This window comes from Stenotrophomonas sp. TWI377 (genome assembly GCF_039674525.1).
Classification (GTDB): domain Bacteria; phylum Pseudomonadota; class Gammaproteobacteria; order Xanthomonadales; family Xanthomonadaceae; genus Stenotrophomonas.
The window spans coordinates 48138-71776 of record NZ_JBDJNT010000010.1; the positions used below are offsets into that span (position 1 = coordinate 48138).

General features: G+C 65.8%; 28 protein-coding genes and 1 tRNA gene. 12 read left to right on the plus strand and 17 right to left on the minus strand.

Annotation, left to right across the window (positions count from 1 at the left end; genetic code table 11):
• The first annotated feature begins 19 nt into the window (after window positions 1-19).
• The 10 genes from ABE546_RS10255 (at window position 20) to ABE546_RS10300 (ending at window position 6178) form a co-directional block, all read left to right on the plus strand.
• Window positions 20-376: a hypothetical protein gene (locus ABE546_RS10255; RefSeq protein WP_346463582.1), complete on the plus strand. Its 357-nt coding sequence runs from the start codon at window positions 20-22 to the stop codon at window positions 374-376.
• Window positions 376-627, plus strand: a complete 252-nt coding sequence (locus ABE546_RS10260; protein WP_346463584.1) for a hypothetical protein — start codon at window positions 376-378, stop codon at window positions 625-627. Before ABE546_RS10255 ends, ABE546_RS10260 begins: the two co-directional genes overlap by 1 nt.
• Entirely contained in the window at window positions 624-776 is a 153-nt protein-coding gene (locus ABE546_RS10265) for a hypothetical protein (RefSeq protein ID WP_346463586.1), read from the plus strand. The genes ABE546_RS10260 and ABE546_RS10265 overlap by 4 nt, the downstream gene beginning before the upstream one ends.
• Complete coding sequence (locus ABE546_RS10270) at window positions 773-1057, plus strand: hypothetical protein (protein ID WP_346463587.1); 285 nt, start codon at window positions 773-775, stop codon at window positions 1055-1057. The genes ABE546_RS10265 and ABE546_RS10270 overlap by 4 nt, the downstream gene beginning before the upstream one ends.
• Window positions 1047-1559, plus strand: a complete 513-nt coding sequence (locus tag ABE546_RS10275; protein WP_346463589.1) for a hypothetical protein — start codon at window positions 1047-1049, stop codon at window positions 1557-1559. Before ABE546_RS10270 ends, ABE546_RS10275 begins: the two co-directional genes overlap by 11 nt.
• Before the next feature lie 364 nt (window positions 1560-1923).
• The gene (locus ABE546_RS10280) at window positions 1924-2121 is read left to right on the plus strand and encodes a hypothetical protein (RefSeq protein WP_346463591.1); all 198 of its coding nucleotides are present in this window, start codon (window positions 1924-1926) and stop codon (window positions 2119-2121) included.
• Window positions 2118-2387, plus strand: coding sequence for a hypothetical protein (locus tag ABE546_RS10285; RefSeq protein ID WP_346463593.1), 270 nt, complete (start codon window positions 2118-2120; stop codon window positions 2385-2387). The genes ABE546_RS10280 and ABE546_RS10285 overlap by 4 nt, the downstream gene beginning before the upstream one ends.
• Before the next feature lie 327 nt (window positions 2388-2714).
• Window positions 2715-4025: a phage major capsid protein gene (locus ABE546_RS10290; RefSeq protein ID WP_346463595.1), complete on the plus strand. Its 1311-nt coding sequence runs from the start codon at window positions 2715-2717 to the stop codon at window positions 4023-4025.
• Window positions 4026-4424: 399 nt separating this feature from the next.
• Complete coding sequence (locus ABE546_RS10295; protein WP_346463597.1) at window positions 4425-5534, plus strand: DUF262 domain-containing protein; 1110 nt, start codon at window positions 4425-4427, stop codon at window positions 5532-5534.
• Complete coding sequence (locus tag ABE546_RS10300) at window positions 5531-6178, plus strand: MAE_28990/MAE_18760 family HEPN-like nuclease (RefSeq protein WP_346463599.1); 648 nt, start codon at window positions 5531-5533, stop codon at window positions 6176-6178. Before ABE546_RS10295 ends, ABE546_RS10300 begins: the two co-directional genes overlap by 4 nt.
• A gap of 141 nt (window positions 6179-6319) precedes the next feature.
• Here ABE546_RS10300 and ABE546_RS10305 read toward each other — a convergent pair whose 3' ends face one another.
• The 15 genes from ABE546_RS10305 to ABE546_RS10375 all read right to left on the minus strand — a co-directional run bounded on the left by ABE546_RS10305 (window position 6320) and on the right by ABE546_RS10375 (window position 18386).
• Window positions 6320-6793, minus strand: coding sequence for a hypothetical protein (locus tag ABE546_RS10305; protein WP_346463667.1), 474 nt, complete (start codon window positions 6791-6793; stop codon window positions 6320-6322).
• 523 nt (window positions 6794-7316) lie between these two features.
• Window positions 7317-7391: transfer RNA gene (locus ABE546_RS10310), tRNA-Val, on the minus strand.
• Window positions 7392-7456: 65 nt separating this feature from the next.
• Entirely contained in the window at window positions 7457-7810 is a 354-nt protein-coding gene (locus ABE546_RS10315) for a PilZ domain-containing protein (protein ID WP_088432861.1), read from the minus strand.
• Window positions 7807-8766, minus strand: a complete 960-nt coding sequence (locus ABE546_RS10320) for a DNA polymerase III subunit delta' (protein ID WP_313212224.1) — start codon at window positions 8764-8766, stop codon at window positions 7807-7809. Before ABE546_RS10320 ends, ABE546_RS10315 begins: the two co-directional genes overlap by 4 nt.
• A complete protein-coding gene (gene tmk, locus ABE546_RS10325; protein WP_313212225.1) occupies window positions 8759-9427 on the minus strand; it encodes a dTMP kinase in 669 nt (222 codons plus the stop codon). Before tmk ends, ABE546_RS10320 begins: the two co-directional genes overlap by 8 nt.
• Window positions 9424-10485 (minus strand): endolytic transglycosylase MltG, encoded by a 1062-nt coding sequence (gene mltG / locus ABE546_RS10330; protein WP_313212226.1) that lies wholly within the window; start codon window positions 10483-10485, stop codon window positions 9424-9426. The genes tmk and mltG overlap by 4 nt, the downstream gene beginning before the upstream one ends.
• Window positions 10486-10551: 66 nt before the next feature.
• Window positions 10552-11907, minus strand: a complete 1356-nt coding sequence (locus tag ABE546_RS10335) for an aminodeoxychorismate synthase component I (protein ID WP_313212227.1) — start codon at window positions 11905-11907, stop codon at window positions 10552-10554.
• Window positions 11908-12003: 96 nt separating this feature from the next.
• Window positions 12004-13266, minus strand: coding sequence for a beta-ketoacyl-ACP synthase II (fabF, locus tag ABE546_RS10340; protein WP_176990978.1), 1263 nt, complete (start codon window positions 13264-13266; stop codon window positions 12004-12006).
• 136 nt (window positions 13267-13402) lie between these two features.
• Entirely contained in the window at window positions 13403-13642 is a 240-nt protein-coding gene (gene acpP, locus ABE546_RS10345) for an acyl carrier protein (protein ID WP_017357544.1), read from the minus strand.
• Window positions 13643-13795: 153 nt separating this feature from the next.
• Complete coding sequence (gene fabG / locus ABE546_RS10350; protein WP_070426748.1) at window positions 13796-14539, minus strand: 3-oxoacyl-ACP reductase FabG; 744 nt, start codon at window positions 14537-14539, stop codon at window positions 13796-13798.
• 74 nt (window positions 14540-14613) lie between these two features.
• Window positions 14614-15558 carry an ACP S-malonyltransferase gene (gene fabD, locus ABE546_RS10355; RefSeq protein ID WP_313212228.1) on the minus strand — a complete coding sequence of 315 codons (945 nt, stop codon included), beginning with the start codon at window positions 15556-15558 and terminating at the stop codon, window positions 14614-14616.
• Between the two features lie 88 nt (window positions 15559-15646).
• Entirely contained in the window at window positions 15647-16429 is a 783-nt protein-coding gene (locus ABE546_RS10360; RefSeq protein WP_313212229.1) for a serine/threonine protein phosphatase, read from the minus strand.
• A gap of 75 nt (window positions 16430-16504) precedes the next feature.
• The gene (locus tag ABE546_RS10365) at window positions 16505-17482 is read right to left on the minus strand and encodes a beta-ketoacyl-ACP synthase III (protein ID WP_313212230.1); all 978 of its coding nucleotides are present in this window, start codon (window positions 17480-17482) and stop codon (window positions 16505-16507) included.
• An 88-nt stretch (window positions 17483-17570) separates the two neighbouring features.
• On the minus strand, window positions 17571-17768 hold the full coding sequence (gene rpmF / locus ABE546_RS10370; protein ID WP_017357626.1) for a 50S ribosomal protein L32: 198 nt from the start codon (window positions 17766-17768) through the stop codon (window positions 17571-17573).
• A gap of 108 nt (window positions 17769-17876) precedes the next feature.
• Complete coding sequence (locus tag ABE546_RS10375; RefSeq protein WP_088432868.1) at window positions 17877-18386, minus strand: YceD family protein; 510 nt, start codon at window positions 18384-18386, stop codon at window positions 17877-17879.
• A 114-nt stretch (window positions 18387-18500) separates the two neighbouring features.
• Here ABE546_RS10375 and ABE546_RS10380 point away from each other — a divergent pair, with 114 nt between their 5' ends.
• Window positions 18501-19073 (plus strand): Maf family nucleotide pyrophosphatase, encoded by a 573-nt coding sequence (locus ABE546_RS10380; protein WP_346463601.1) that lies wholly within the window; start codon window positions 18501-18503, stop codon window positions 19071-19073.
• A gap of 3 nt (window positions 19074-19076) precedes the next feature.
• Here the strand turns inward: ABE546_RS10380 and ABE546_RS10385 are convergent, their stop codons facing one another.
• Window positions 19077-20786, minus strand: coding sequence for a hypothetical protein (locus tag ABE546_RS10385; protein WP_346463603.1), 1710 nt, complete (start codon window positions 20784-20786; stop codon window positions 19077-19079).
• A 16-nt stretch (window positions 20787-20802) separates the two neighbouring features.
• Window positions 20803-22644, minus strand: coding sequence for a glycosyltransferase family 39 protein (locus ABE546_RS10390; protein ID WP_346463605.1), 1842 nt, complete (start codon window positions 22642-22644; stop codon window positions 20803-20805).
• Between the two features lie 40 nt (window positions 22645-22684).
• Between ABE546_RS10390 and ABE546_RS10395 the strand changes: the two genes are divergently transcribed.
• A complete protein-coding gene (locus ABE546_RS10395) occupies window positions 22685-23638 on the plus strand; it encodes a MoxR family ATPase (protein WP_313212234.1) in 954 nt (317 codons plus the stop codon).
• The last annotated feature ends 1 nt before the right edge of the window (window position 23639 follow it).

Below are 23639 nucleotides of genomic sequence, written 5' to 3' on the forward strand. Positions count from 1 at the left end.
TACGAGGAACGACCCGACCATGAGCAATATCCTACAGCAACCCCCGCCGGCCGCAATCGGGGAACTCCGCACCGCGCCCCCGGACTTTTCTGACAGCGCGCGCTGGGGCTTGGTGGCTGTCCAAGACAGCCTGAACGCACCCAGCTATGAGCCGGGCGACCTGCTGCACGTGGACCTGCGCCGCAACTACTTCGACGGTGACGCCTGCTACGCGGTATCGATCGGTGGCCAGCAGTTGATCCGTTTCGTCCAGGCGCGTCCCGGCGGCCTACACGTGTTCACCCGCAGCCAGCCCGGCGCCGCATACCCGGTCCCCCGCGACCTACTGGTGTTCCTCGGCATGGTGACCTACGCCACCACGACGCGGAGGGTGTGATGAGCTACCAGCAACCCGAACCGATCGCCTGCGACTGCTGCCTGATGCCGCTGTCCTACGGCCGCCACTACTGCCGCAGCGAGACCCGCAGAGGCCCAGCGACATTCCCGTACACCCTGTGCCTGGACTGCGCGAGCGATGAGGCCAACGACGCCCGCTCGCAGGTGGACGTCTTCGTCCTTCGCCGGGCCGGCCGGTTCTCGCCTCAGTGGGAAACGGCCGTCCGCTCTGTGCTGGCGGTGCAGGCATGAGCGCGATCATCATTCCGTTCCCAGCCGCTCGGATCGTGCGTATCCCCGTGCTGACGCCCAACGAGCAGATGCGCCTCGACACGCTAGCAGAACGCATCTACGCCGCCATGGAGCGTGCGCCCTCTATCCCGCAAGGAGGAGCGCAGTGAGCCGCCGCGCGCCACGCTTGGACCCCGTAGCGTGCGACTGCTGCGGGAAGTCGCTGCTGCCGGTGTTCGGCACCTTCAACAGGGTGGAATGGGAATACGGATGGGCCTCCCTGCCCTACGTGCTGTGCGGCGACTGCGCCCTGCAGCACAGGGCAAACCCCGGCGAGGCCCGCGTTCGCGAGTGGGTGCTGATCCGTGCAGCGCGCGCTGGAGAGGACTGGTTTCGCGCCGTGCGGCGGCTGGTGACGGGACAGGGCCAGAGTGAGCGCGATGGCCGATGACTACCGCAAGCGCATCCCTGAGCGGAACAGGGCGAAGCACACCGGCCGGCGGTCGAGCGACACTTTCGTTCGCCTGCCGCATCCAATGATCCAGTCGCCCGCGTTCTACGCCCTGGGTGGCGGCGCACTGAAGATGCTGATGTTCCTGGCCGCCCAGTACAACGGGCGCAACAACGGCGACTTGAGCGCAACGAAGGCGATGGTGTCGGAGGCCGGTGTGTGCGCCGCCAGCAAGCTTGGCGAATTGCTTGGCCAACTTGAGGAAGCCGGCTTCATCGTGCAGACCCGCCACGGCAACAGGAAGATCTGCAACCTCTACGCGTTGACCTGGTACGGAATCGACACCTGTCCGGGGAAGTCCCTCGAGCTATTACCCGGACCGCCGCGCAACGACTGGCGCAAAACGCGATCTGTAGTCCCCTCAGGGGGCCAAAGCAAAATGCAATCTGAGGCCCCCTCAGGGGGCCACATTGCACCCTTCAGGGGGCCAAAAGCAGCATGACCAACGTCTTTTGCACCCCTCAGGGGGCCATAAACAGCGATTTGGGGCATTTTATGGCCCCCTCAGGGGGCCCCTTTATATATATCTACCAAGCGGGAGCGCAGCGGACGCTTGGCGCTGTTGCTCCTGAGCGGTTGATTGACTGCATCCAGGGCTCGCGCACCACATCGGGTCCGCTGCACAGATTGCACCCTTCGAACATGTCGCAGATTGCACCCTTTGACCTGGCCGGCCGCGCGCTGCACACGGGTGACACCACGTCACGGGTGACAGATCGGCACGGGGCGCACCCCCTGCGCCCGGATCACCCGGTGCACGACGTTCACCACGTGCGCCCGATGCAGAACCACACCACGAGGAACGCATGACCAACGAAACCCTGAAGGTGGCGCTGACCAAACGCGCGCTGGCAAAGCAGTTGATGCGCGCTGGCAGCCCGAAGCAGGAGGCCGAGCAAGTGGCAAACCGCCTACCGCAATACCAACGCTGGACGAAGCTGCCGCTACACGTGCGAGCAGACATCGCCTGGAAGTCCGCAACCACGAAGAGAGACGAAAAATGAACACCGATCAGAAGATCGCCAGCACCGCGCAAGCCTTCAACGCCGCCGCTGCTGAACTCGCCGATGCAATGCTCGCCAAGCTGCAGCAACAGGATCCTGTGATCGCGGCAAAGGTCGCGCAGGTGCTCCAAAGCGGCGAGCGCATGGTCCTGTCCTGGGAGATGAATCCGGCTGCGCCTTCGATCTGGTGGGCAACCATCGACGAGTACCAGCAGATGAAACGGATCATGACGATTCCGGGCACCGGTGGAGCGCACCAGCATTGAGTCACGCGGCGCGCCAGCGCCAGATTGCCCGGGCCTCGCCGCAATGCGAGGTCTGCGGCGCGGCACTACCTGTTCGGCGGACCGGCAGGCCACGGCGCTACTGCAGCGATCGGTGCCGCCAGAAGGGCGCGCGCGTTCGCGCCATCGTGAACGTCATGGTTGGGATCGAACTGCTGAAAGCCGAGTTTGCTGCGGAAACAGAGACCGACTGGTCCGACGAATCCCACCGAGTCGCGTAACGAAAGGCGCAGCGCCGCGTTACGAAAGCATATCGCCCAGCCGCGCGCTGCGTTGAACTACACACGCACAAGCGAGACAGGCGCAGAGATGGAAGACGACCACACCAGCATCAGCGATGAGCAGCTCGAGAGCGGTCTCCGGAAGAGCAATCTTCCTGCCGCCGACATCGCCGCCGTGATGCAAGCGAGGGCGCGCATGCGTGCGCGTCACCATGAACAGGAAGGGAGAAACCCGCAAATGAGTCAGGAAATCAACGCCAGCCTTCGCGAGCTGGGCAGCAACCTCAAGGCGTACAAGGAAAGCACCGAGCAACAGGCCGCAGAAGTATCCATGCGCCTGTCGTCCGTCGAGCAGATCGTGGCGAAGATGGACCAAGAGGGGCATGGTCAGTACTCCCACGCGCACCAGGAAAGCGTAGGTACGCGCGCTGCAGCTGCGATTGGCGAGGATGCCGCTTTCGCGACAGCCCGCGACCAGGCCGCGCGGAGCATGAAGGTCGGCCAGTTCGCCTCCCGAGCGAACATCGATGCGTCGATCAAGGCCGCGCTGACCAACGAGGGCAAGGGCAACACAGGCGACACCAGCGTACCGAGCCAGCCCGAGCGCCGCGGCTTCATCGGCCAGGTACTGCCGCCCCTGCGTCTGCTGGACGTGCTGCCCAGTCGCCCGACCAGCAGCGATGCAGTGGAGTTCATCCAGTTCACTGGCACCGGCGATGCTGCCGAGCAGGAGCACGAGGGAGACACCAAGGCGCAGCTGGCGTTCGAAGGCACGCCGGCCCGCGCAGAGATCGTCACCATCGCCGGGTGGACCACTGCGTCCAAGCAGGTGCTGTCGGACGCGCCGGCATTGCAATCGCAGATCGACCGCGTGATCCGACACAAGGTGCTCGCGCGCCTGGAGAACCGGATCATCAATGGCGTCGGCGGCCAGGGCAAGATCAACGGCTTGCTCAACCAGGCAACGCCCATGGCCCCTGCCATCGGCGAGACACCAGCCGACATCATCGGAGAGGGGTTGGTCGCTATGGCCAACAACGGCTACGCCCCCAACCTGGTGCTGATGAACCCGCTGGACTGGTTCCGCCTGCAGATCACCAGGAAGAACGACACCGACGACGAATACGTGTTCGGCAGCCCGACGTCGCCGGCCCCGCCCTCGCTCTGGAACACCACCATCGTCCCGACTGCAGCGATGCCGGCGCGGCAGGTGCTGACCGTCGATACCTCGCTGGTGACCGTGCTGGATCGCGAGCAGATGAGCGTGGTACTGACCAACACGCACGCCGACTACTTCGTTCGCAACTTGGTCGCCATCCTGGGCGAGCTGCGCGCAGGTCTGGAGGTGCTCGACACCGCCGCGGTGCTCAAGTTCGAACTCCCGCCCATCGCGCCGTGAGGCCCTGAGCATCGGCCCGCCCAGCCCTGAATGGGGAGGGGTGGGCCGAAAGTTCAAAGGCCTCGTGGCCCTGACCGTGCCCCCAGCCGCTTATTTGCACCGTCAGTTGAGAAAAACGATTTTTTGCGCAGGATGAATGATCTTCACACATGGACTGGGCACAAAGGACAGCTGACGCCCTCGCTCACGTTACAAGCAGGCTGAGACCTAACCCCACGTTGGACCAACGCCATCTTGGCCTGCCTGCATGACAAGCTCCCCCGGGCGTAAGGTCCTACCATTAGCCCGGTCGGACAGAAGAGAGCCAGCCATGGTTTACCGCAGGGGGATGCGAAGATGCAGGATGCCGACTACCATTCAGCTAAGGGCAGGCGCCCTCAATGAATGGAGATCGCGGCAATGCTTGCTCAAGAAATCGAGAATACCCAACGTTCAGTCCGAACTGATGCCTATCAAATGTCGCTCGGCGAGCTCGTTGGCATGTATGAGGGTGACGAACTAATCATCAGGCCGGAATTCCAAAGACTGTTCCGGTGGGACATTGGACAGAAGTCCAAGCTTATTGAATCTATCCTGCTTGGCATCCCGCTTCCTCCAATCTTCGTCTTTGAGACAGAGGATGGTCGATGGGAGCTCATTGATGGACTTCAAAGGCTGTCAACCATCTTGGAGTTTATGGGCGCGCTTAAAGACCCCACGGGCGCTGCTATCCCTCCGTCATCCTTGGAAGCAACGCACTATCTCCCATCACTGAAGAACGCGGTATGGGAGCAGTCTTCCGATGTGACTGACCTGCAGCCGGAAGATCAGCAGCCGATTGGCAAGCCTCAGCAGCTGGCCATAAAGCGCTCGCGCATCGGCGTCGAGATCCTGAAACGACCAAGCGACAACGACGCAAAGTACGATCTGTTCCAGCGTTTAAACGCTGGGGGCACACCAGCGAATGCGCAAGAGCTTCGCAACTGCGTCATGTTGATGGTGAACACGAATTACTTCCGAGCCGTAAAGGATTCAGCTGAGACCCAGCGTTTCAAGGAGATCACAGGAACCAATGAGGAGCAAGCGGAGCGTCAGCGGCACCTCGAATACGCGACTAGGCTGCTCGTTCACACCTTCGTTGGCTATAACGGGCTCCTAGATGTCGAAGCCTACATTGACGAAGGCATCATTGCTCTCGCGAGAGAAGGCGACGCTAACAACGTCACCCGCACGCTAGATGCAACAACCGATCTCCTTCATCGAGCCCTTGGATCAAATGCCCTCAGACCTTGGGACGGAGCCCGTCACACCGGCAGAGTTGGCTTGGTCGGCCTTGAAGGCATCGCAGTGGGCGTTGCATCCAACCTTGAAGCGATTTTGGCTTCGGCCAACCCGGTCGATTTTGTGCGGTCAAAGGCGACTGAGTTCTGGCTTTCCCCTCAAGTCGCCACCTTCAAGTCACCTGGACTCCGAGGGACGCAGCGAATTCAGATGACGGTTCCGTTTGGGGTCGGCTTCTTCCAGCCATGACAAGACCGCGCACGCCTGAACTTCTTGGCGAGGTTCTAAATTCGGATAGAGTCTGGCGGATCAGGGAACTGTCGGACTTGAAGGCCGCAATTCGACGCTCGGATGGCATTGGGCGTCGCGTGCTTCTTCGTGCGTTGGTGACAATCGCGTACGCCCACTGGGAGGGCTATGTAAGATTGGCAGCCAAGAACTATCTTGAGTTTGTAGCCACCCAAACTCTGCGTTACGCGGAGCTTCATCCGCAGTTTCTAAAGAACTATTTTATTCCTCGGCTCGCCAGCTTGTACGGCTCCAAGAAGAACTTCGGCGACAGCTGCAGGATCGTAGAGGAAGTTCTTTCGGGCTCGGCCCTTCAGTTTTCCAAAGTGGACGAAGGTCTCGTCAGCACGAGATCTAATTTGAGCAGCTCCGTAATGAGTGACATATGCATGGTATGCGGCGTCGATTCATCACCATATGAATCACAGTCGGCCTTTATTGACAAGCTACTCCTTGACCGCCGCAACGCAATCGCGCACGGCGAGAATGCTTTCATCGACGATGGCCAAATCGACGAGATTGTCGATACTACCGTAACCCTTATGCGTTCATTTGGGGATCAACTGGAGAACGCCGCGGCAACTGCGTCTTACCGTCTAGCTTAATATCCACTCCGCACTCAAGCCCCAAATACTTGCGGCGCGTGACAAGCTTCGCGGCTGGAGCAATCCCTAAGGAATAGAGCTTCCGCGCGCGCCCCATAAGGCTACGTGTCAGTGCAGCGACGACCGAACTTGCAATACCGGCTAGCGGTGGACGGTAGCGGCCAGCGCGCTGCCGGGATCCAAAAGAAAGATCGCATCGTTTATCAAATAGAGCTGGTCGCTCAGGAAGATGCTCTGGCTGACTGACTTCCCACCCATTCCGATCTCTAGCGAAAGGTGGCGCCATTGCATGGGCAATGGCGTTCCGCCGAAGTCCCAATCGTCGGCTCGGTGGGAATAGGCGTGTCTGAGCGCCCTAAGCAGGACCACCACCGGGTTCTCGGAGTACTGACGCGCCAAGCCCGCAGTCACCCCATACCACCAGACGGCATCGTGAACATCAACGATCGCCTGGCGTGCCGTGTACTTCACAACTTCCTGAGCACGCTCGCGGAGGCGTTCGGGATAGACCGTGTACCGCCAGTCAATCGCGAGTCCCGCGAATGGTTTTGTTGCAATCAGATCCTCGAAGATCGTCAACTCAAAGGGGGCGCCCCGGTCGTGCGCATCCCACATGTAGCGGAACCCTGCGATGGCATGCCATACCGCCGAGTGCGCCGCAGTCACAGCGTAGATGGCCTCTTCCCGCGAAACGAGCTTCCGGACCATAGCTATCCTCCATAGGGACACCGTCAGCAGTTCGGTCGGCGGAATCGGCTGCTAGTGGGCGTCACCGGTTCAACAATTCCCCGAGGTTCTAATTCGCCGCGGTCTTGACGTGCTTAATTTCGCCAACTCTGGTGCGTTGCCTGGTCGAACCACTGCTCAAGGTCCTCACGAGGGCCCATCACAGACCGGAACCTGGTGGCGTCGGCATGTGACTCCCGCAACCACGAGTAGAAGTCCGAGAATCGGAGCTGCTGCTCATCCGTTGTACGGACTTCAGGGAGCGCGCGCCAAGCGGCGAGGAGTGCGGGAAAGAGACTACGGACTTCAGCTTTGGTCATTACGTTCTCCGGTGCACGGCAAAAAACGCTGTTACCACGCAGTTACGAAAAAGCCGGCTTTCGCCGGCTCTCGTGTAACGCACTGATTTATATGGTGGGCGGTACAAGGTTCGAACTTGTGACCCTTGCCGTGTGAAGGCAATGCTCTACCGCTGAGCTAACCGCCCGATGCTGCTGAGCCGCTCATTATAGGGCGGCAAATTTCGACGTCAACGGTTTCACCGAAATTTCTTCACATCGTGTGCGTGGGCTTGTCCGCGGTCAGGATGCCAGCCAGCAGCGTCTCGATCCGATGGCGGACGGTCTCCCCTTCTGCGCCGTCGGCCAGCTGTACGCCGATGCCTGCCGCGCGGTTGCCCTGCGCTCCGGCCGGGGTTACCCAGATCACCTTGCCGGCTACCGGCAGGCGCTCGCTGGAGTCCGGCAGGGTGAGCAGCAGGAACACCTCATCGCCGAGGAAGTAGCGTTTGGGCGTGGGCACGAAGATGCCGCCGTTCTTCACGAACGGCATGTAGGCGCTGTACAGCGCGGCCTTGTCCTTGACGGCAAGGGACAGGATGCCCTGTCGGGCGTTGGTGGCGCTCATGCTCTATTCCCCTTGGCGTGCCGTTCGTTGACCTTTCCCCAGGCCAGCAGCAGCTCCACCACCGCAAGATCGGCGCGCACCGTGGTGCGCAGCAGGTCGCGGGTGCGGTTGGCCGCATCGAACCAGGCGGCCAGCTTGTGCAATCGATCGGGATCGGTCAAGCCACCGCCGGTGGCCTGGGCCAGGGCGAGATCGGCGGCGTGGCGCAGGCGCACGGCGGCGTTGTCGTCGGCGGTCCAGCGCTGGGCCAGCTCAACCGCGCCGGCGCGGCCGGCGACGAGGGCTTCCAGGTCCGTGGCGACCTGGCGGCGCAGGGCCAGGCCATCCTCACGCAGCCACTGGTCGGCCAGGCCGGGGTGGCCGCGGGCGGCGTCCAGCGCTTCGCGGGCGCTGGCATCGCTGTGGCCCAGGGTCTGCAGCCAGGCGAGCGCTTCCTCGCGCGGCGGCAACTTGAACTCCAGGCGCTGGCAGCGGCTGCGGATGGTGGCCGGCAGGCGCGCGGGGTCGGCGCTGATCAGCCACAGGTAGCGGCCGGGCTGCGGCTCTTCCAGGGTCTTGAGCAGGGCGTTGCAGGCGGCGCGGTTGATGGCGTCGGCGGGATCGACGATCACCACCTGGGCCACGCCGTACTGCGGGGTCAGCGAGAGCTTCTGCGAGACCTCGCGGATCTGCTCGATCACGATCTCGGTGCGCAGCTTGTCGCCGGATTTGTTGGGGATGAACGAGATCCGCTGCAGGTCCGGGTGGGTGCCGGCGGCCAGCAGCTGGGCGCTGCGCTTGGCCGCGGCCGGCTCACCCTGCCCCAGCACGTGCTCGGCCAGCCGCAGCGCGACGCCGAGCTTGCCCAGGCCGGCCGGGCCGCAGAACAGCAGGCCATGGCCGAGGCGACCGGCGTCGAGCGCGGCCACGGTCTGGTCATAGGCGCGCTGCTGCCAGGGGGAAAAGGGTTCAGCCACGATCCGGCTCCTGTGCCAACCATGCCTCCACGGCCGCCACCACCGCGCCGGCGACGCCGGCCTGGTCCTGGCCGGCGTCGATCAGGCGGTAACGTGCGGGGTCTTCGCTGGCACGCTGGCGGAACACCGCGCGTACCCGCTGGAAGAAATCATCGTGCTCGCTTTCGATCCGGTCCGGCCACATGTCGCGGCCGTTGGCGCGCGCACGGCCGACGGCTACGTCCACATCCAGCAGCAGGGTCAGGCCGGGCAGCAGGCCGACGGCGCGGCGCTCCAGATCGGCGATCCACGCCGGGTCCAGGCCGCGGCCGCCGCCCTGGTAAGCGTAGCTGGAATCGGTGAAGCGGTCGCACAACACGTAGGCGCCGCGTTGCAGCGCCGGGGCGATCACCTGGCGCACGTGCTGGGCACGGGCGGCGAACACCAGCAACAGCTCGGCCTCGGCCGAGAGCGGCTCGGCGGCGATCTCCGCATCCGGCTTGAGCACCAGCGCGCGGATGCGCTCGGCCAGGGCGGTGCCGCCGGGTTCGCGGGTCAGCACCACCTCATGGCCACGGGCCTGAAGGGCCTCGCGGATCGCGTTGATGGCGGTGGTCTTGCCGGCGCCCTCGCCCCCTTCCAGGCTGACGAAATGCGGGTGCCGGTGCAGCGCGGGACTCATTGGGGTGCGGCCTCGTTGGTACGTCTGCTGCGCAGTTGCTGCAGGTAGCGGGCAACGGCAGCGTTGTGGTCGGTGTAGTTGGCCGAGAAGATGTGCGCGCCACTGCCATCACCGACGGCCACGAAGTACAGCGCGTCACCCTTGGCTGGCTGCGCGGCGGCATGCAGCGCATCGCGCCCTGGCATGGCGATCGGGGTCGGGGTCAGGCCGGCGCGCGTGTATGTGTTGTACGGCGTATCGGTGGTGAGGTCGCGCTTGCGGATGTTGCCGTCGTAGCTGCTGCCGATGCCGTAGATCACGGTCGGGTCGGTCTGCAGGCGCATGCCGATCTTCAGGCGGCGCATGAACACCCCGGCGATCTGCGGACGCTCGCTGGGCAGTGCGGTTTCCTTCTCGATGATCGAGGCGAGGATCAACAGCTCATACGGCGAGTTCAGCGGCAGATCGTCCACGCGGCTGTCCCACGCGGCGGTGAGTTCCTTTTCCATCGCGGCATGCGCGCGCTTGAGCACGTCGATGTCGCTGTCGCCGCGCTGGTAGACGTAGGTCTCGGGCAGGAAGCGGCCTTCCGGGTGTTCGCCGGGGAAACCAAGCGCCTTCATCAGCGCGGCATCGTCCAGCGCATCGGTGGTGTGCACCAGCGGATCGGCGCGCTTGAGCGCAGCGCGCAGCTGGCGGATGTTCCAGCCTTCCACGATGGTGACGCGGTGCTGCAGGACACGGCCCTGGCGCATGCGGGTCAGCAGCTCGCGCGGGGTCAGCGCCGGATCGAGCGCGTATTCACCCACCTTGAGTTTGCCGGCGGCATCGAGCTGGCGTGCCAGCAGCTGCCACTGGGTGTCGCTGCCTTCGTCCACGCCGGCCTGGCGCAGCTTGCCGAGCACGGTGCTGAAGCCATCACCGGAGGCGATCACCACGCTCTCCGCGCTCGGGGTGACCGGTGCATCGGCAAAGGCGCCCTGGCGATGCCAGAACCATGCCCCTGCGGCCGCCACCAGCAGGGCCAGCACCAGCAACACGGCCAGTACGGCCAGACATCCCCGTTTCGCACCCGCCATGCTCACCTCGAATCCATTTCTTCGCCGCGCAGCATACCGCGCGGGTGCTGCACACCGCCAAACGGCTCAGGCATCGCTGCCCAGCGCACGCAGCAGGCCACGGGCCTTGGCGCGGGTTTCGTCCAGTTCCCTGTCGGCAACCGAATCGACCACGATCCCGGCGCCGGTGCGGAAGCTGGCGGTGTCGGCGGCCACTTCGGCGGTCCGGATCAGGATGTTCAGGTCCAGGTCGCCATCGCGGTTCAGCCAGCCGAACGCGCCGGTGTAGGCGCCACGCGCGGTCTGCTCCAGCTCGGCGATGATCTGCATGCAGCGCACCTTGGGGCAGCCGGTGATGGTGCCGCCGGGGAAGGTCGCGGCGATCACCTGGCCCGGGCTCACGTCCTCGCGCAGGCGGCCACGCACGTTGCTGACGATGTGGTGCACATGGGCGTAGCTCTCCACGGTCATCAGCTCATCCACCTCCACGCTGCCCGGTGCGCAGATGCGGCCGAGGTCGTTGCGCTCCAGATCGATCAGCATCACGTGCTCGGCGCGCTCCTTGGGGTGGCCGACCAGCTCCTGGATGCGCGCGGCATCGTCATCGCCGGCGAAGCGCGGGCGGGTGCCGGCGATCGGGCGGGTCTGGACGTCATCGCCATGCACCGAGACCAGGCGCTCGGGCGAGGAGCTGACCACCGCCCTGCCCTGCGCCATGAACAGCCCGGCGAACGGGGCGGGGTTGGCCACGCGCAGCTGCGCGTACAGCGCCTGCGGCGAGAGCGCCTCGGCGAACTGCGCATTCCAGCGCCGCGAGAGGTTCACCTGGAACACGTCACCCGCGCGCAGGTAATCGATCACCTTGCCGACGCCATCGGTGAAGCGCTGCGGCGCGTCCTCGCCGATCGCCACCGGTGGCTGCCACGTCGGCAGCGGGGCCAACGTGGCGGCCGCGGCGAGGTCGTCCTGCAGGGTCTGCAGCAGCGCGGCCTGGCCGGTCTCGCAGACGGCATGGAACTTGCCGAGCACGCGGTCGTGCAGCACCGCCGCCGGGCAGCGCAGCGCCAGCGCGGACGGCAGTCCATCGGCGCGCGCCGGCAAGGCCAGCACGTCTTCGATCTGGCCGGCCAGTTCGTAATCCAGCATCAGCGCCCAGCCACCACGGAACGGCAGCGTGGTCGCTTCGCGCGGCAGCCGCAGCGCGGCCCAGTGCGCGTCCAGCACCTCTAGGAAGCGGCCCTCATGGGCGACGCCATCGGCATCGCGCACCACGCCGTCGGCCTGCAGTGAGAGCGCTTCACCGTTGCCCATCAGCAGCAGGTCCCAGCGCCCCTGTGCGGTGCCCGAGGCGGTGGATTCCATCAGCAGCGGGTAGCGCTGCGGGGCCAGGCGCTGCAGGGCCAGCAGGTCGGTGGTGGCGGGCAGCGGAAGCGTCTGGAACATGACAGGACACCGGAGGGGGCGCGCAGCGTGCGCGGGGGCCAGATACACCAAGGCCGCCATGATGGCGGCCCGGGTGGGGATACACGGAACGTGCGGTCAGACGCGCTTGAACACCAGCGTGCCGTTGGTGCCGCCGAAGCCGAAGCCGTTGGACATCACCACGTCGACCTTGGCCTCGCGTGCGGTGTTGGGCACGTAATCCAGGTCGCAGCCTTCGCCCGCTTCATGCAGGTTGATGGTCGGCGGAATGATGTTGTCGCGCAGCGCCAGCACCGAGAAGATCGCTTCCACGCCGCCGGCCGCGCCGAGCAGGTGGCCGGTCATCGACTTGGTGGAGCTGACCATCATCTTGTAGGCGTGGTCGCCGAAGGCGGTCTTCATGGCCATGGTTTCACCCAGGTCGCCCAGCGGCGTGGAGGTGCCGTGCGCGTTGAGGTAACCGACCTGGTCCGGGGTCACGCCGGCGTCCTTCAACGCCATGGTCATGCAGCGTGCCGCGCCTTCGCCGTTCTCGCTCGGGGCGGTCATGTGGTACGCATCCGAGCTGGCGCCGAAACCGGCAAGCTCGGCATAGATGCGCGCGCCACGCGCCTTGGCGTGTTCGTACTCTTCCAGGATCAGGATGCCGGCACCGTCGCCGAGCACGAAGCCGTCGCGCTCCTTGTCCCACGGGCGCGAGGCTTCCGCCGGGGCATCGTTGCGGGTGCTCATCGCCTTCATCGCGCAGAAGCCGCCCAGGGCGGTCGGCGAGGAGCCGCGCTCGGCACCGCCGACCACCATCACGTCCGCATCGCCGTACTGGATCATGCGCATCGCGGTGCCGATCGAGTGGTTCGAGGTCGCGCAGGCGGAGACCGCCGAGAACGACGGCCCCTTCAGGCCGGTGATGATGCTCAACTGGCCCGGAAGCATGTTGATGATGGTCTTGGGCACGTAGAAGGGCGAGATCTTCTTGCCTTCGTGGAAATCGATGGTCTGCTCTTCGATGCCCAGCAGGCCGCCGATGCCCGCCCCGACGATGGCGCCGATGCGCTCGGCGTTGCCGTCGGTGATCTCCAGGCCCGAATCGTTCAAGGCCATGAAGGCGGCACCGAGGCCGTAATGAATGAACGGGTCCATCTTCTTGGCATCCTTGCCAGTGACCCGGAACTTGCCGAACTGTTCGTTGTCGGCGGTGATGTCGAAGTCCCTGACCTCACCTGCGATCTTGGTGGTGAAACGGTCCAGGTAGGACTGCGAAACGTTGGTCAGCGGACCGATGCCGGAACGGCCTTCGGTGATGCCCTTCCAACTGCTGGCCATATCATTGCCCAATGGCGAGACCATGCCCATGCCGGTAACGACGACGCGACGCTTCATTGCAGATTCTCCTGACCCGGGTGTTGCGGGTATCACGCGGTAAAACGCTCAAAAGCACAGGGCCGCAAGCGCGGCCCCATGGGTTTGCCGCACGCGGTCGCAGCGATCGCCACGGCCGCGCGCGAGCCGCCTGACATCAAGCCTTGACGTGGGCGTTGATGTAGTCGATCGCAGCCTGCACGGTGCTGATCTTTTCGGCTTCTTCGTCCGGGATTTCGCACTCGAACTCTTCTTCCAGCGCCATCACCAGTTCAACGGTGTCCAGCGAGTCAGCGCCCAGGTCATCGACGAACGATGCGCTGTTGGTGACTTCCTCTTCCTTGACGCCAAGCTGTTCGACGACGATTTTCTTGACGCGTTCTTCGATGGTGCTCATTGGATATCGCTCCAGATGGAGTAGTGGTTCAAAAATGACGCCATCCGGTGAGGGATGACCGTGGGATAGTGTAGTGGAAACCAGCGACACCTTGCATTGCAGCAAAACATCAAACGGATCAACCACTTGCGGCGCAATCCTTGCGCCACATGCTTACGGCATGTACATGCCGCCGTTCACATGGAGGGTTTCGCCGGTGATGTAGCTGGCCGAAGGACCGGCCAGGAACGCCACCGCGTTGGCGATATCGGACGGCTCGCCGAGCCGCTCCAGGGCGATCGACTTGACCAGGCCGGTGCGCTGCTCTTCCGGCAGGGCCTTGGTCATGTCGGTATCGATGAAGCCCGGCGCGACCACATTGACGGTGATCCCGCGCGAGCCGATTTCCTTGGCCAGCGACTTGGAGAAGGCAATGATGCCGGCCTTGGCCGCGGCGTAGTTGGCCTGGCCGGCATTGCCGGTCACGCCGATCACCGAGGCGATGTTGATGATGCGGCCCTTGCGCGCCTTCATCATGCCGCGCATGACGGCCTTGGAGGTGCGGAAGACGCTGGTCAGGTTGGTGTCCAGGATCGCCTGCCAGTCTTCTTCCTTCATCCGCAGCAACAGGTTGTCGCGGGTGATGCCGGCGTTGTTGACCAGGATGCTGATGGCGCCGAATTCCTTGGCGATACCGTCCAGCACGGCCTCCAGCGCAGCGGCGTCGGTGACGTTCAGCGCGCGGCCGTGACCACCCACGGCGGCCAGGCGCTCACCGATGGCGGCGGCACCGGCGTCGGTGGTGGCGGTGCCGATGACGGTCGCACCCTGCGCGGCCAGTGCGTCGGCGATCGCGGCACCGATACCCCGGCTGGCGCCGGTGACCAGTGCGATTTCACCCTGAAGGGGCTTGCTCATCTCATTTCCTCAAACGGGACCGGTCCGGCCGGGCTGGCGCGAAGCCATTCCAGCACGGGCGCGATCGGAAGACATCAGGCGGCCCAGGTCTCGCGGGCCGTCTCGAAATCGGCGGGCGTGGACAGTGTGCGCGCGTCCAGCGATTTGTCGATGCGCTTGATCAATCCGCTCAGCACCTTGCCCGGGCCGCATTCGGCCACGCGGGTGACGCCACGGGCGGCCAGCGCCTGCACGCAGCCGGTCCACTGCACGGGCAGGTACAGCTGCTGCACCAGCGCCTGGCGGATGGCGTCCACGCCGTCATGCACACGGGCATCCACGTTCTGCACTACCGGCAGGGCCGGGGCGCGCCAATCCAGGCCGGCCATGGTTTCGGCCAGGCGGTTGGCGGCTTCGCGCATCAGCGGAGTGTGCGAGGGCACGCTGACAGCCAGCTTGACGGCCTTGCGGACGCCCTTCTCGGCCAGCAGCGCCAGCGCACGATCCACGGCGGCAGCGTCGCCACCGATGACGATCTGGCCGGGCGAGTTGTAATTGGCGGGCACGACGACCTGGCTGCCGGCGGCCTGCTCGCAGACCTCCACGACCAGCGCGTCTTCGGCGCCGAGCACGGCGGCCATGGCGCCCACGCCGGTCGGGGCGGCTTCCTGCATCAGCTGGCCACGCAGGCGCACCAGGTGGGCACCGTCCCGCAGGGTCAGCGCGCCGGCGGCCACCAGGGCGGTGTACTCGCCGAGGCTATGGCCGGCCAGGACGGCCGGCTGGACGCCGCCAACGGCGTTCCAGGCGCGCCACACGCCGATGCTGGCGGCCAGCAGGGCCGGCTGGGTGTATTCGGTGCGGTTGAGCATTTCCTCGGGACCGCCCTGCGACAGCGCCCACAGGTCGACACCGGCGCCGTCGGAGGCTTCGGTGAAGGCCTCGCGGATCTGCGGGTGCAGCTCGGCCAGTTCGGCCAGCATGCCCAGCGACTGCGAGCCCTGGCCCGGGAACACGAATGCGAGATTGGTATCGGTCACGCGATCATCCGCCTGCAAAAATCGAACGGCGAATGATAAAGGGGAACGTCGCCCTTCGTCTGTACTGCCGCGTATGTGGGGTCTTTCTTCAGGTGAACAGCTGGAGGATGTCGAGGTCGCCGTCACTGAAGAAATCGATGCAGATCACGGCCAGCATCAGCACGCCCAGGGTGGTGGCACCGTGCACGATGAGGATGGAATGGGCCAGCGCCCGGGCGGAGCGGCCCATCTTCATGCTGGCGCGGGCCAGCCCCTGGAGGCGGCCGGTGACATCGTGGGCATGGGCGAGGACCGGGGCTTCGGCGCCGTCCATGGCCTGGGCCATGAGGGTCTGCAGCTGTTGCGGACGGTCCTCGTAGTACTTGGCCACGCCGTAACCGAACATCAGCCAGTCGCGGGCCTGGGCCTGGGCGAGGTCCATGACCTCAAGGGGATCTTCCTCGAAATCGATGAAGCCGATCTCCTTGCCATCCCAGGTGAGGTTGCGCGGCAGCGGCTGGCCGAAGTACGCGCCCTTGCGGTGCGCCTGGGCAATGGCATTCATCGCGGCGGACACAAGGCGGTCACGGCCGGCATCGTCGGCTTCGCGCAGGCAGGTATTGAACGAGGAGCCGTTGTCGCCGAGCACGAGGGCGGCATGACCGCTGCCGATCACACTGGGGACGTTGACACCTTGCGCCTGCAGTTCGGCCAGGCGGCGGGCCTCGGTTTCGCGGGCGGCGTCGCCACCGCGGTGCGGCGGTGGGCGCAGGGCGTCGAGCTGGAAGCGACGGGCAATGAAATTGAGCAGCCCGAGTGCGACCACCCGGCTGCCTTCGCCGTACTGCTTCAGCCAGGCGCGTTGGCCCTCGATGACGATGGGCTCAACCATGGCAGTTCTCCTGAAATGCATACGGCCCCGTAATGGGGCCGTAACGACAGCGTCACGTTGTCGTAACTGACACTATCAATAGCGCAGCAGAGCAGAACCCCACGTGAAGCCGCCGCCGAAGGCTTCCAGCAGCAGCAGCTGGCCGCGCTCGACACGGCCGGAGCGGACCGCGTGGTCCAGCGCCATCGGCACGGAGGCCGAGGAGGTGTTGCCATGCTTGTCCACCGTCACCACCACCTGGTCCATGGACATCTCCAGGCGCTTGGCGGTGGCTTCGATGATGCGCAGGTTGGCCTGGTGCGGGATCAGCCAGTCCAGGTCGTCCTTGGTCAGCGCGTTGGCTTCCAGGGTTTCATCGACGACCGAGTCCAGCGCCTTGACGGCGTACTTGAACACGTCGTTGCCCTTCATCAGGATCGCGCCGCGGGCATTCTCGCCCTCGCCGAAGCCGGCCGAGACGCCCACCGGGTTCCACAGCAGCTCTTTCTTGCTGCCATCCGAATGCAGGTGGGTGCTGAGGATGCCGGTCTCTTCGTCGGCCTTGAGCACGACGGCGCCCGCGCCATCGCCGAACAGCACGCAGGTGGTGCGCTCGGTCCAGTCGACGATACGGGTCAGCGTTTCCGCACCGATGACCAGCACATGGCGTGCATCACCGGAACGAATGAATTTGTCGGCCACGCTCAACGCGAACACGAAGCCCGAACAGGCCGCGTTGACGTCGAAGGCGGGGCAGCCGCTCGCACCGAGCTTGGCCTGGATCAGGCACGCGGTGGACGGGAAAATCAGGTCAGGCGTGGTGGTACCCACCACGATCATGTCGAGCTGCGAAGCGTCGATACCGGCCGCTTCAAGCGCACGTACCGCGGCGTGGTAGCCGAGGTCGCTGGTGGTTTCGCCTTCGGCCGCAATGTGCCGTTCGCGGATACCAGTGCGCGATTGAATCCACTCATCGCTGGTGTCGACCATTTTCTCCAGATCCTGGTTGGTCAACACTTTTTCGGGCAAATAACTACCGGTGCCCGCGATCCTCGAGTAGATCCGCTTGCTCATTGCATGTCCTGTAGCTCGATCGCCAAACGTGACGATCGGGAAGAATGGGGTAAAGGCCGCTGCCCGACCGGGCAGCGGCCTTCACAAATCAATCTTCTTCGACGGCCGAGTTCGACTTGGTCGTGATCACCTTCTTGCCACGGTAGAAACCGTCAGCGGTGATGTGGTGACGCAGATGCACTTCACCGGTGGTCGGATCGGTGGACAGCTGCTTGGCGCTCAGGGCGTCATGCGCACGGCGCATACCGCGGCGGGATGGGGTGACACGGGATTTCTGCACAGCCATGGGATTGCTCCAAACTCGGTTCGTTTTGCTTCGTCGTATCGTCGCGCAGGACGCCAGCGCCCAGCACAGTTTTCGCTTTCGCCGCAGCCGCCGACGACAATCCGGCTGCTATTGTTTTTTCAGTGCCGCCAACGCCGCGAACGGATTGGCCTTGCTGATTTCTTCTTCGGTCGGTGCCCAGTCCTTGTCCACGGCCTCACCATCGGGAGACAGCGGCACGACGGGCACGGCCAGGACGAGTTCGTCCTCGACCAGTTCCAGCGGTCGCAGCATGCCGTCTTCCGGCACCAGCCACGGCTCCCAGCCTTCCGGCAGCGAGGATTCTTCCTCTTCGCTGCGGATCAGGCCGAGCCGCTGCACCATCGAAACCGGCAACAGGAAACGCTGCAGGCTGCGCTGACAGATCAGCGGCAGCGCGGTGTCGATGGACAGTTCAACATAGGATACCTGCAGGATGTCGTCGTGCGCGAATTCCAGTGCATAGGTGCACGTTCCTTCGGTATCGGCGACAAGGCCCTGGAGGCGGGTCAATTCCGCTAGATTCACCTGGCCGTCGAAGCACCTGCGTGCTGCGACCATCCGCCAAGCATCCAGCATTTCGGGCACGTTTGCGGACATAAGCCGCTGAATGTTAAGGATCGTCCGGGCCGCTGTCAAATGCCTGCGCAGTCAGGTTGCCGATCCCCGCCCCGAAGGGCCAGACTGCCGCCCTTCCGTGCCCGGTATTGTCGCATGACCCCGCTGCTGCTTGCCTCTACTTCCCGCTACCGCCGTGAACTGCTGGAGCGGCTCGGCCTGCCCCTGGAGACCGCCCGCCCCGAGGTGGACGAGACCCCCGGCCCCGCCGAAGCCCCACGGGCCGTGGCGGCGCGGCTGGCGCGCGCGAAGGCCGAGGCCGTCGCCCGCCTGCACCCGGGCCGGTGGGTGATCGGCTCGGACCAGGTGGCGGAACTGAACGGCGCCCCGCTGGGCAAGCCCGGCTCGGTCGAGGGCGCGCATGCGCAGCTGGCCGCGATGTCCGGGCAGGTGGTCGCGTTCCACACGGCCGTGAGCCTGGTGCGCGATGGCGAGGCCCTGGCGAGCTGTGATCTGACCCGGGTCCACTTCCGGGTGCTGGAGGCCGCCGAGATCGCCCGCTACGTGGCGGCCGAGCAGCCGCTGGACTGCGCCGGCAGCTTCAAGTGCGAAGGCCTGGGCATCACCTTGTTCGAGGCGATCGAGAACCGCGACCCGACCGCGCTGATCGGGCTGCCGCTGATCGCGGTCAGCCAGCTGCTGCGCCAGGCCGGCTACACCCTGCCCTGAGCCTCAGCGCAGCTGCAGCGCCTCCAGGCAGCTGGCATCAAGTTCGCCGGTGGCCCAACCAACCCAGCGGCCCGCCAGCGGCATGGCCAGGCCCACGGGATGCCCGCCGCATTGCAGGACCAGCCGTGGCGCCCTGCTCTGGGCGCTGAAATCGATGCGCCAGGCCGGGTGCCCCAGGAGGTTGCGCACGGCCACGAGGGAGACATCGCTGACCGGGACGGCCACGCCGGTCGCCGTCGTTGGCGCCCCCTGCAGATAGCGAACTTCCGGCCAGGCGAACACCGATGCCCCGTGCGTGCGCAGGCTGGGCAGCGCGGCCAGCACTTCGCCGGGCACGCTTTCGCCATGCGTCTGATCCGGATCGACCACACCGGCCGCGGCCGCTGTAGCGGTCATGTTGGCCACCCGCTGCATGCTGGCACCGAGGTAGGCCATCCACGCCGTACTCGGCACGGCCACCAAGGCCAACAGCAGGGCTGCCCAGGCCACCGCCCCGGGACGGCGCAGGCCGACGCGCACGATCGTCCACAGCATCAGACCGGACCAGAACAACCACGACCAGGGCACATAGCGCGGTGCGGCCAGCTGCGTGGGGTAGTCGGCAAAGTAGGTCCAGCGGCTCAGTGCGACCAGCCCGCCCACGGCCAGGCCGAACCATGCCATTGCCAGCCCCACCGATTCCCCCGCCCCGGCGCGGTGGCCGCGCTGCCAGGTGCGCCAGGTCATGCCGAGCAACCCGGCCATCCCCGCAGCACCGATCAGCAGATGCGGCCAGCGCGAGGTCAGCACCGGTCCGAACTGCGCCTGATAGGCGCTCGCCACGGCATGCACCACGCCGCGCACGGGCGCGAACGGCAACTGCTGTGCCGCTGCCGGATCCAGTGCCGGCCAAGCCAGATAGATGAAGGGCGAGGCCAGCCAGCGCAGCAGCACGTCCAGCTGCGGCAACGGGGCCAGCGCCATCTGTGTCGGCATGCCGGTCCGCCCCATGCCCAGGTGCAGCCCGACCGCCACGAGCAGGCCGGCGATCCAGGGCACCCAGTGCGACAACGGCGCACGCCGCACCACCAGCACCGCCGCCAGCCCCACGAACACGGCCACGCCGCTGCCGAAGGAGAACGTCGCCGCCACGCCGCATACGGCGGCCGCGACCGCGCCGCGGCGATCGCCACGCAGCAGCAGGGCGACGCCCGCCATCAGCGCCACGGTGATCAGGTACGCGTGGACCGATTCGTTGGCATGGGTGAGCGCGCGCTGGCTGCCCAGCCAGAAGACCGACAGCGCTGCGACCAGGGTGGCGGCGGCGCGCACCGGCGGCGCCAAGGCATCGGCCCTGATGATCCGGGCGAGCAGCCCTACCGTGGCCAATGCCAACGCAACGCCGGTACCGATCTGCAGCCATTGATTGCCGTGCAGCCACTCCAGCTCGGCGTAGCGCACCAGGTTCGGCAGGATTTCGCGGTGGCCATTGTCCGACACCAGCACGTTGCCCGGCCACGGCATCTCCAGCAGCTTCTGGGTGAAGCGCCACGGATCGGCGTACAACACGCGCGGTGAGAGCCACAGCATCGCGGCCACACCCACCGCGACGATGCCCACCACCGCGCACCACAACGCACGGATCAGCGCGGGTGACACCGGCGTGGCGTGCGGGTGGGAAGCAGACAGGGGGGCAGATTCCTGCGGCGCATTGCGCATGACGGTGTCATCCATGGAAGAACACGCACGCTCAGCGCGCGGGGACGGTGAAGGCCTGTTCCTGCCACTGCTCCACGCTGCCGTCCTTGCCGTGCAGCGTCATGCCGAGCCAATGACGGCCGGGCGCGAGGTGGTCGGTCTTCAGCGTGGCATCGAAGGCCACGTTCGGGTGCTGCGGATCGGTGGAGATCTTCCACGCGCCGGTGATGTCGTAGGGCCGACCGTAGACCGCATCGCCCACCGGCTGGCCATCGATCAGCAGCTCGACACGCTCGATGCCCACGCCATCCTTGAAGGCCCAGCCACGCACCTGGAGGGGGTTGCCCGCCGCGGCGCCGGGCTGCGGCGTATCCAGCCAGGCCATCGCCGGCGTGACGCACGGCCCCTCGACCCGCTCGGCCGGCAGCTTGAACAGCAGGAAGCGCTGGAAACCATGATCGTTGCTGACCACACGCGGCGGCGGCAGCGGGCCCACCTGTTCGCAGACCGCGTGGTAGCGCGCCAGCAGATCGCGATAGCGCTGGTCGCTGGGCGAGAGCACCAGCAGCATCGGCGCGTCGCGCTGGCCATCGTGCAGCAGCCCCCACAGCCCCAGCTGCGCAGTGCGGCCGTGCTTGTCGTTCAACGGGTGGGGCAGCACCTCGATAGAGGCGTCGCGCAACTGGAAGCCCAGTTCCGCACCCACCTTGAAGTTGCCGGCCAGCACGCGCGTGCCGGGCGGCATGCGTTTCAGCTCGTCGCGCACGGCGCCTGCCAACGGTTCCCAGCCGGCGAAGTTGCGCGGGTAATACTTGTAGCCGGCCAACTGCTCACGCACGCTCGGGATGGAGACCGTCAGGTAATAGCCGAAGGCCAGCGCCAGCCCGGCACCGGCCAACCACCAGCCGGTACGGCGCAGCCAGCGCGGCCAGCCGTTGAGTACCACCGGCACCGCGATCAGCAGCGCCAGATAGCCCGGCAGCGGCCAGTGGAAACTGATGCGCTCCACATCGGTGAAGAAGCCCAGGCCGAAGATGGACAGCGTCGACACCGCGCCGATCAGGCCGAAGTAACGCCATTGCGCGCGTGCGCCACCACCGGAGCGGGTGCCCGCCAGGGCCACCTTCCACATCGCGATGCACAGGATCGGGGTGACCAGCATCGGCTGGATCACCAGGAACCACAGCCCGCTCCATTCGAACGCCCACGGGTGGCGCTCGACCACCTGGAATTTCAGGCCCGCATCATGGTTGTCGGCATTCCACGACAGCAGCGGCAGCCACGCCAGCACGCCCACCGCCAAGGCCACCCAGACGCGCGGATCGCGCAGCATGCGCCGGCCCTGCGGCAGCACCAGCAACGCGATGAAACCGACCACGATCACGCCGATGAAGCGGTAATGGCTGAGTGCGCCGATGGCCAGGCCGGCGGCCAGCTTCACCGCCGCCGCGGCATCGACACTGCGCAGCAGGCGCGCGCCGGCATCCAGGCACAGCACCGCGGCCAACGCCATCGGCACATCCGGGACGGCCAGCATGCCCAGCGTGGCCGACAGCGGCATCAACAACGTGAGGCTGCCCGCCTGCCAACCGGCCACCGCACCGAACCAGCGCGTGGCGATGCGTGAGACCAGCCATGGCAGCCACGCACCGATCGCCAGGAACGGCAGGCGCAGTGCAAGCACATGATTGCCGCCCACTTCCACGCCCAGGCGTGCCAGCCAAGCGGTCAGGCCAGGCAGGTCCGAATAGGCCGCCGCCAGATGCTGACCCTCCTGCCAGTAAAAAGCTTCGTCCACGAACAAGGGCAGACGTGCGGCCACCACCAGCTTGACGGCGGTGACCAGCGTCCACAACAACAGGAATATGGTGCGTGCGCGTTGTTCGCCCTGCATTGCTCTATAGAATCAGTGGAATCATCGAATCGAGACGGACATGGATCATTCGCCCCCCGTGCCAGCCATGCTAACCGATGTACTGCGACAGTCCCTTCGCGCCGCCCAGGATCAGGTCAACGGGCTGGTGCTGGGCAAGGCGCAGGAGGTGCGGCTGGCGTTCGTGGCGCTGCTCTCCGGCGGCCATCTGCTGATCGAGGACCTGCCCGGGCTGGGCAAGACCACCCTCGCCCATGCCATGGCCTCCAGCCTCGGGCTGGGCTTCCAGCGGGTGCAGTTCACCTCTGACCTGCTGCCGGCCGATGTGCTTGGCGTCTCGGTGTATGACGCCGGCAGCCGCCAGTTCCAGTTCCACCCGGGCCCGGTGTTCACGCATGTGTTGCTGGCCGACGAGATCAACCGTGCGCCGCCGCGTACCCAGAGTGCGCTGCTGGAAGCGATGGCCGAGCAGCAGGTCACCCTGGATGGCGTGACCCATCCACTCCCGGATCCGTTCTTCGTCATCGCCACCCAGAACCCGGTCGACCTCTCCGGCACGTTCCCGCTGCCGGACTCGCAGCTGGATCGTTTCCTGCTGCGGTTGGCCCTGGGCTACCCCAATCCGGAATCGGAACGCGAGCTGCTGCGCGGCACCGATCGCCGCCATCTGATCGCGCAGGCCACCGCGCGCCTTAGCGAGGTGGACGTGCGCACGCTGCGCGAGGCGGTTGGTCAGGTGCATGCCAGCGAGGCGTTGATCACCTATGTGCAGGCCCTGCTCGCCCGCAGCCGCCAGCACGCCGGGGTACGCGTGGGCCTGTCGCCGCGTGCCGGGCTGGCATTGCTGCGCGCCGCCAAGGCGCATGCGCTGCTGCTCGGCCGCGCGCATGTGGTGCCCGAAGACGTGCAGACCCTGTTCGTGGCAGTGGCCGGGCATCGCCTGGTGCCCGAGGCCGAAGCCGGCAACGGGCCGGCACTGGCCCGCGCCATCCTCCAGACCGTGCAGGTCGACTGAG

Bases quoted from the DNA above. Each gene is read 5' to 3' on its own strand.
- ABE546_RS10255 (WP_346463582.1), top strand. From the start codon at position 20: ATGAGCAATATCCTACAGCAACCCCCGCCGGCCGCAATCGGGGAACTC.
- ABE546_RS10260 (WP_346463584.1), top strand. From the start codon at position 376: ATGAGCTACCAGCAACCCGAACCGATCGCCTGCGACTGCTGCCTGATG.
- ABE546_RS10265 (WP_346463586.1), top strand. From the start codon at position 624: ATGAGCGCGATCATCATTCCGTTCCCAGCCGCTCGGATCGTGCGTATC.
- ABE546_RS10275 (WP_346463589.1), top strand. From the start codon at position 1,047: ATGGCCGATGACTACCGCAAGCGCATCCCTGAGCGGAACAGGGCGAAG.
- ABE546_RS10280 (WP_346463591.1), top strand. From the start codon at position 1,924: ATGACCAACGAAACCCTGAAGGTGGCGCTGACCAAACGCGCGCTGGCA.
- ABE546_RS10285 (WP_346463593.1), top strand. From the start codon at position 2,118: ATGAACACCGATCAGAAGATCGCCAGCACCGCGCAAGCCTTCAACGCC.
- ABE546_RS10290 (WP_346463595.1), top strand. From the start codon at position 2,715: ATGGAAGACGACCACACCAGCATCAGCGATGAGCAGCTCGAGAGCGGT.
- ABE546_RS10295 (WP_346463597.1), top strand. From the start codon at position 4,425: ATGCTTGCTCAAGAAATCGAGAATACCCAACGTTCAGTCCGAACTGAT.
- ABE546_RS10300 (WP_346463599.1), top strand. From the start codon at position 5,531: ATGACAAGACCGCGCACGCCTGAACTTCTTGGCGAGGTTCTAAATTCG.
- ABE546_RS10305 (WP_346463667.1), bottom strand. From the start codon at position 6,793: ATGTGGGATGCGCACGACCGGGGCGCCCCCTTTGAGTTGACGATCTTC.
- ABE546_RS10315 (WP_088432861.1), bottom strand. From the start codon at position 7,810: ATGAGCGCCACCAACGCCCGACAGGGCATCCTGTCCCTTGCCGTCAAG.
- tmk (WP_313212225.1), bottom strand. From the start codon at position 9,427: ATGAGTCCCGCGCTGCACCGGCACCCGCATTTCGTCAGCCTGGAAGGG.
- mltG (WP_313212226.1), bottom strand. From the start codon at position 10,485: ATGGCGGGTGCGAAACGGGGATGTCTGGCCGTACTGGCCGTGTTGCTG.
- ABE546_RS10335 (WP_313212227.1), bottom strand. From the start codon at position 11,907: ATGTTCCAGACGCTTCCGCTGCCCGCCACCACCGACCTGCTGGCCCTG.
- fabF (WP_176990978.1), bottom strand. From the start codon at position 13,266: ATGAAGCGTCGCGTCGTCGTTACCGGCATGGGCATGGTCTCGCCATTG.
- acpP (WP_017357544.1), bottom strand. From the start codon at position 13,642: ATGAGCACCATCGAAGAACGCGTCAAGAAAATCGTCGTCGAACAGCTT.
- fabG (WP_070426748.1), bottom strand. From the start codon at position 14,539: ATGAGCAAGCCCCTTCAGGGTGAAATCGCACTGGTCACCGGCGCCAGC.
- ABE546_RS10360 (WP_313212229.1), bottom strand. From the start codon at position 16,429: ATGGTTGAGCCCATCGTCATCGAGGGCCAACGCGCCTGGCTGAAGCAG.
- ABE546_RS10365 (WP_313212230.1), bottom strand. From the start codon at position 17,482: ATGAGCAAGCGGATCTACTCGAGGATCGCGGGCACCGGTAGTTATTTG.
- rpmF (WP_017357626.1), bottom strand. From the start codon at position 17,768: ATGGCTGTGCAGAAATCCCGTGTCACCCCATCCCGCCGCGGTATGCGC.
- ABE546_RS10375 (WP_088432868.1), bottom strand. From the start codon at position 18,386: ATGTCCGCAAACGTGCCCGAAATGCTGGATGCTTGGCGGATGGTCGCA.
- ABE546_RS10380 (WP_346463601.1), top strand. From the start codon at position 18,501: ATGACCCCGCTGCTGCTTGCCTCTACTTCCCGCTACCGCCGTGAACTG.
- ABE546_RS10385 (WP_346463603.1), bottom strand. From the start codon at position 20,786: ATGGATGACACCGTCATGCGCAATGCGCCGCAGGAATCTGCCCCCCTG.
- ABE546_RS10390 (WP_346463605.1), bottom strand. From the start codon at position 22,644: ATGCAGGGCGAACAACGCGCACGCACCATATTCCTGTTGTTGTGGACG.
- ABE546_RS10395 (WP_313212234.1), top strand. From the start codon at position 22,685: ATGGATCATTCGCCCCCCGTGCCAGCCATGCTAACCGATGTACTGCGA.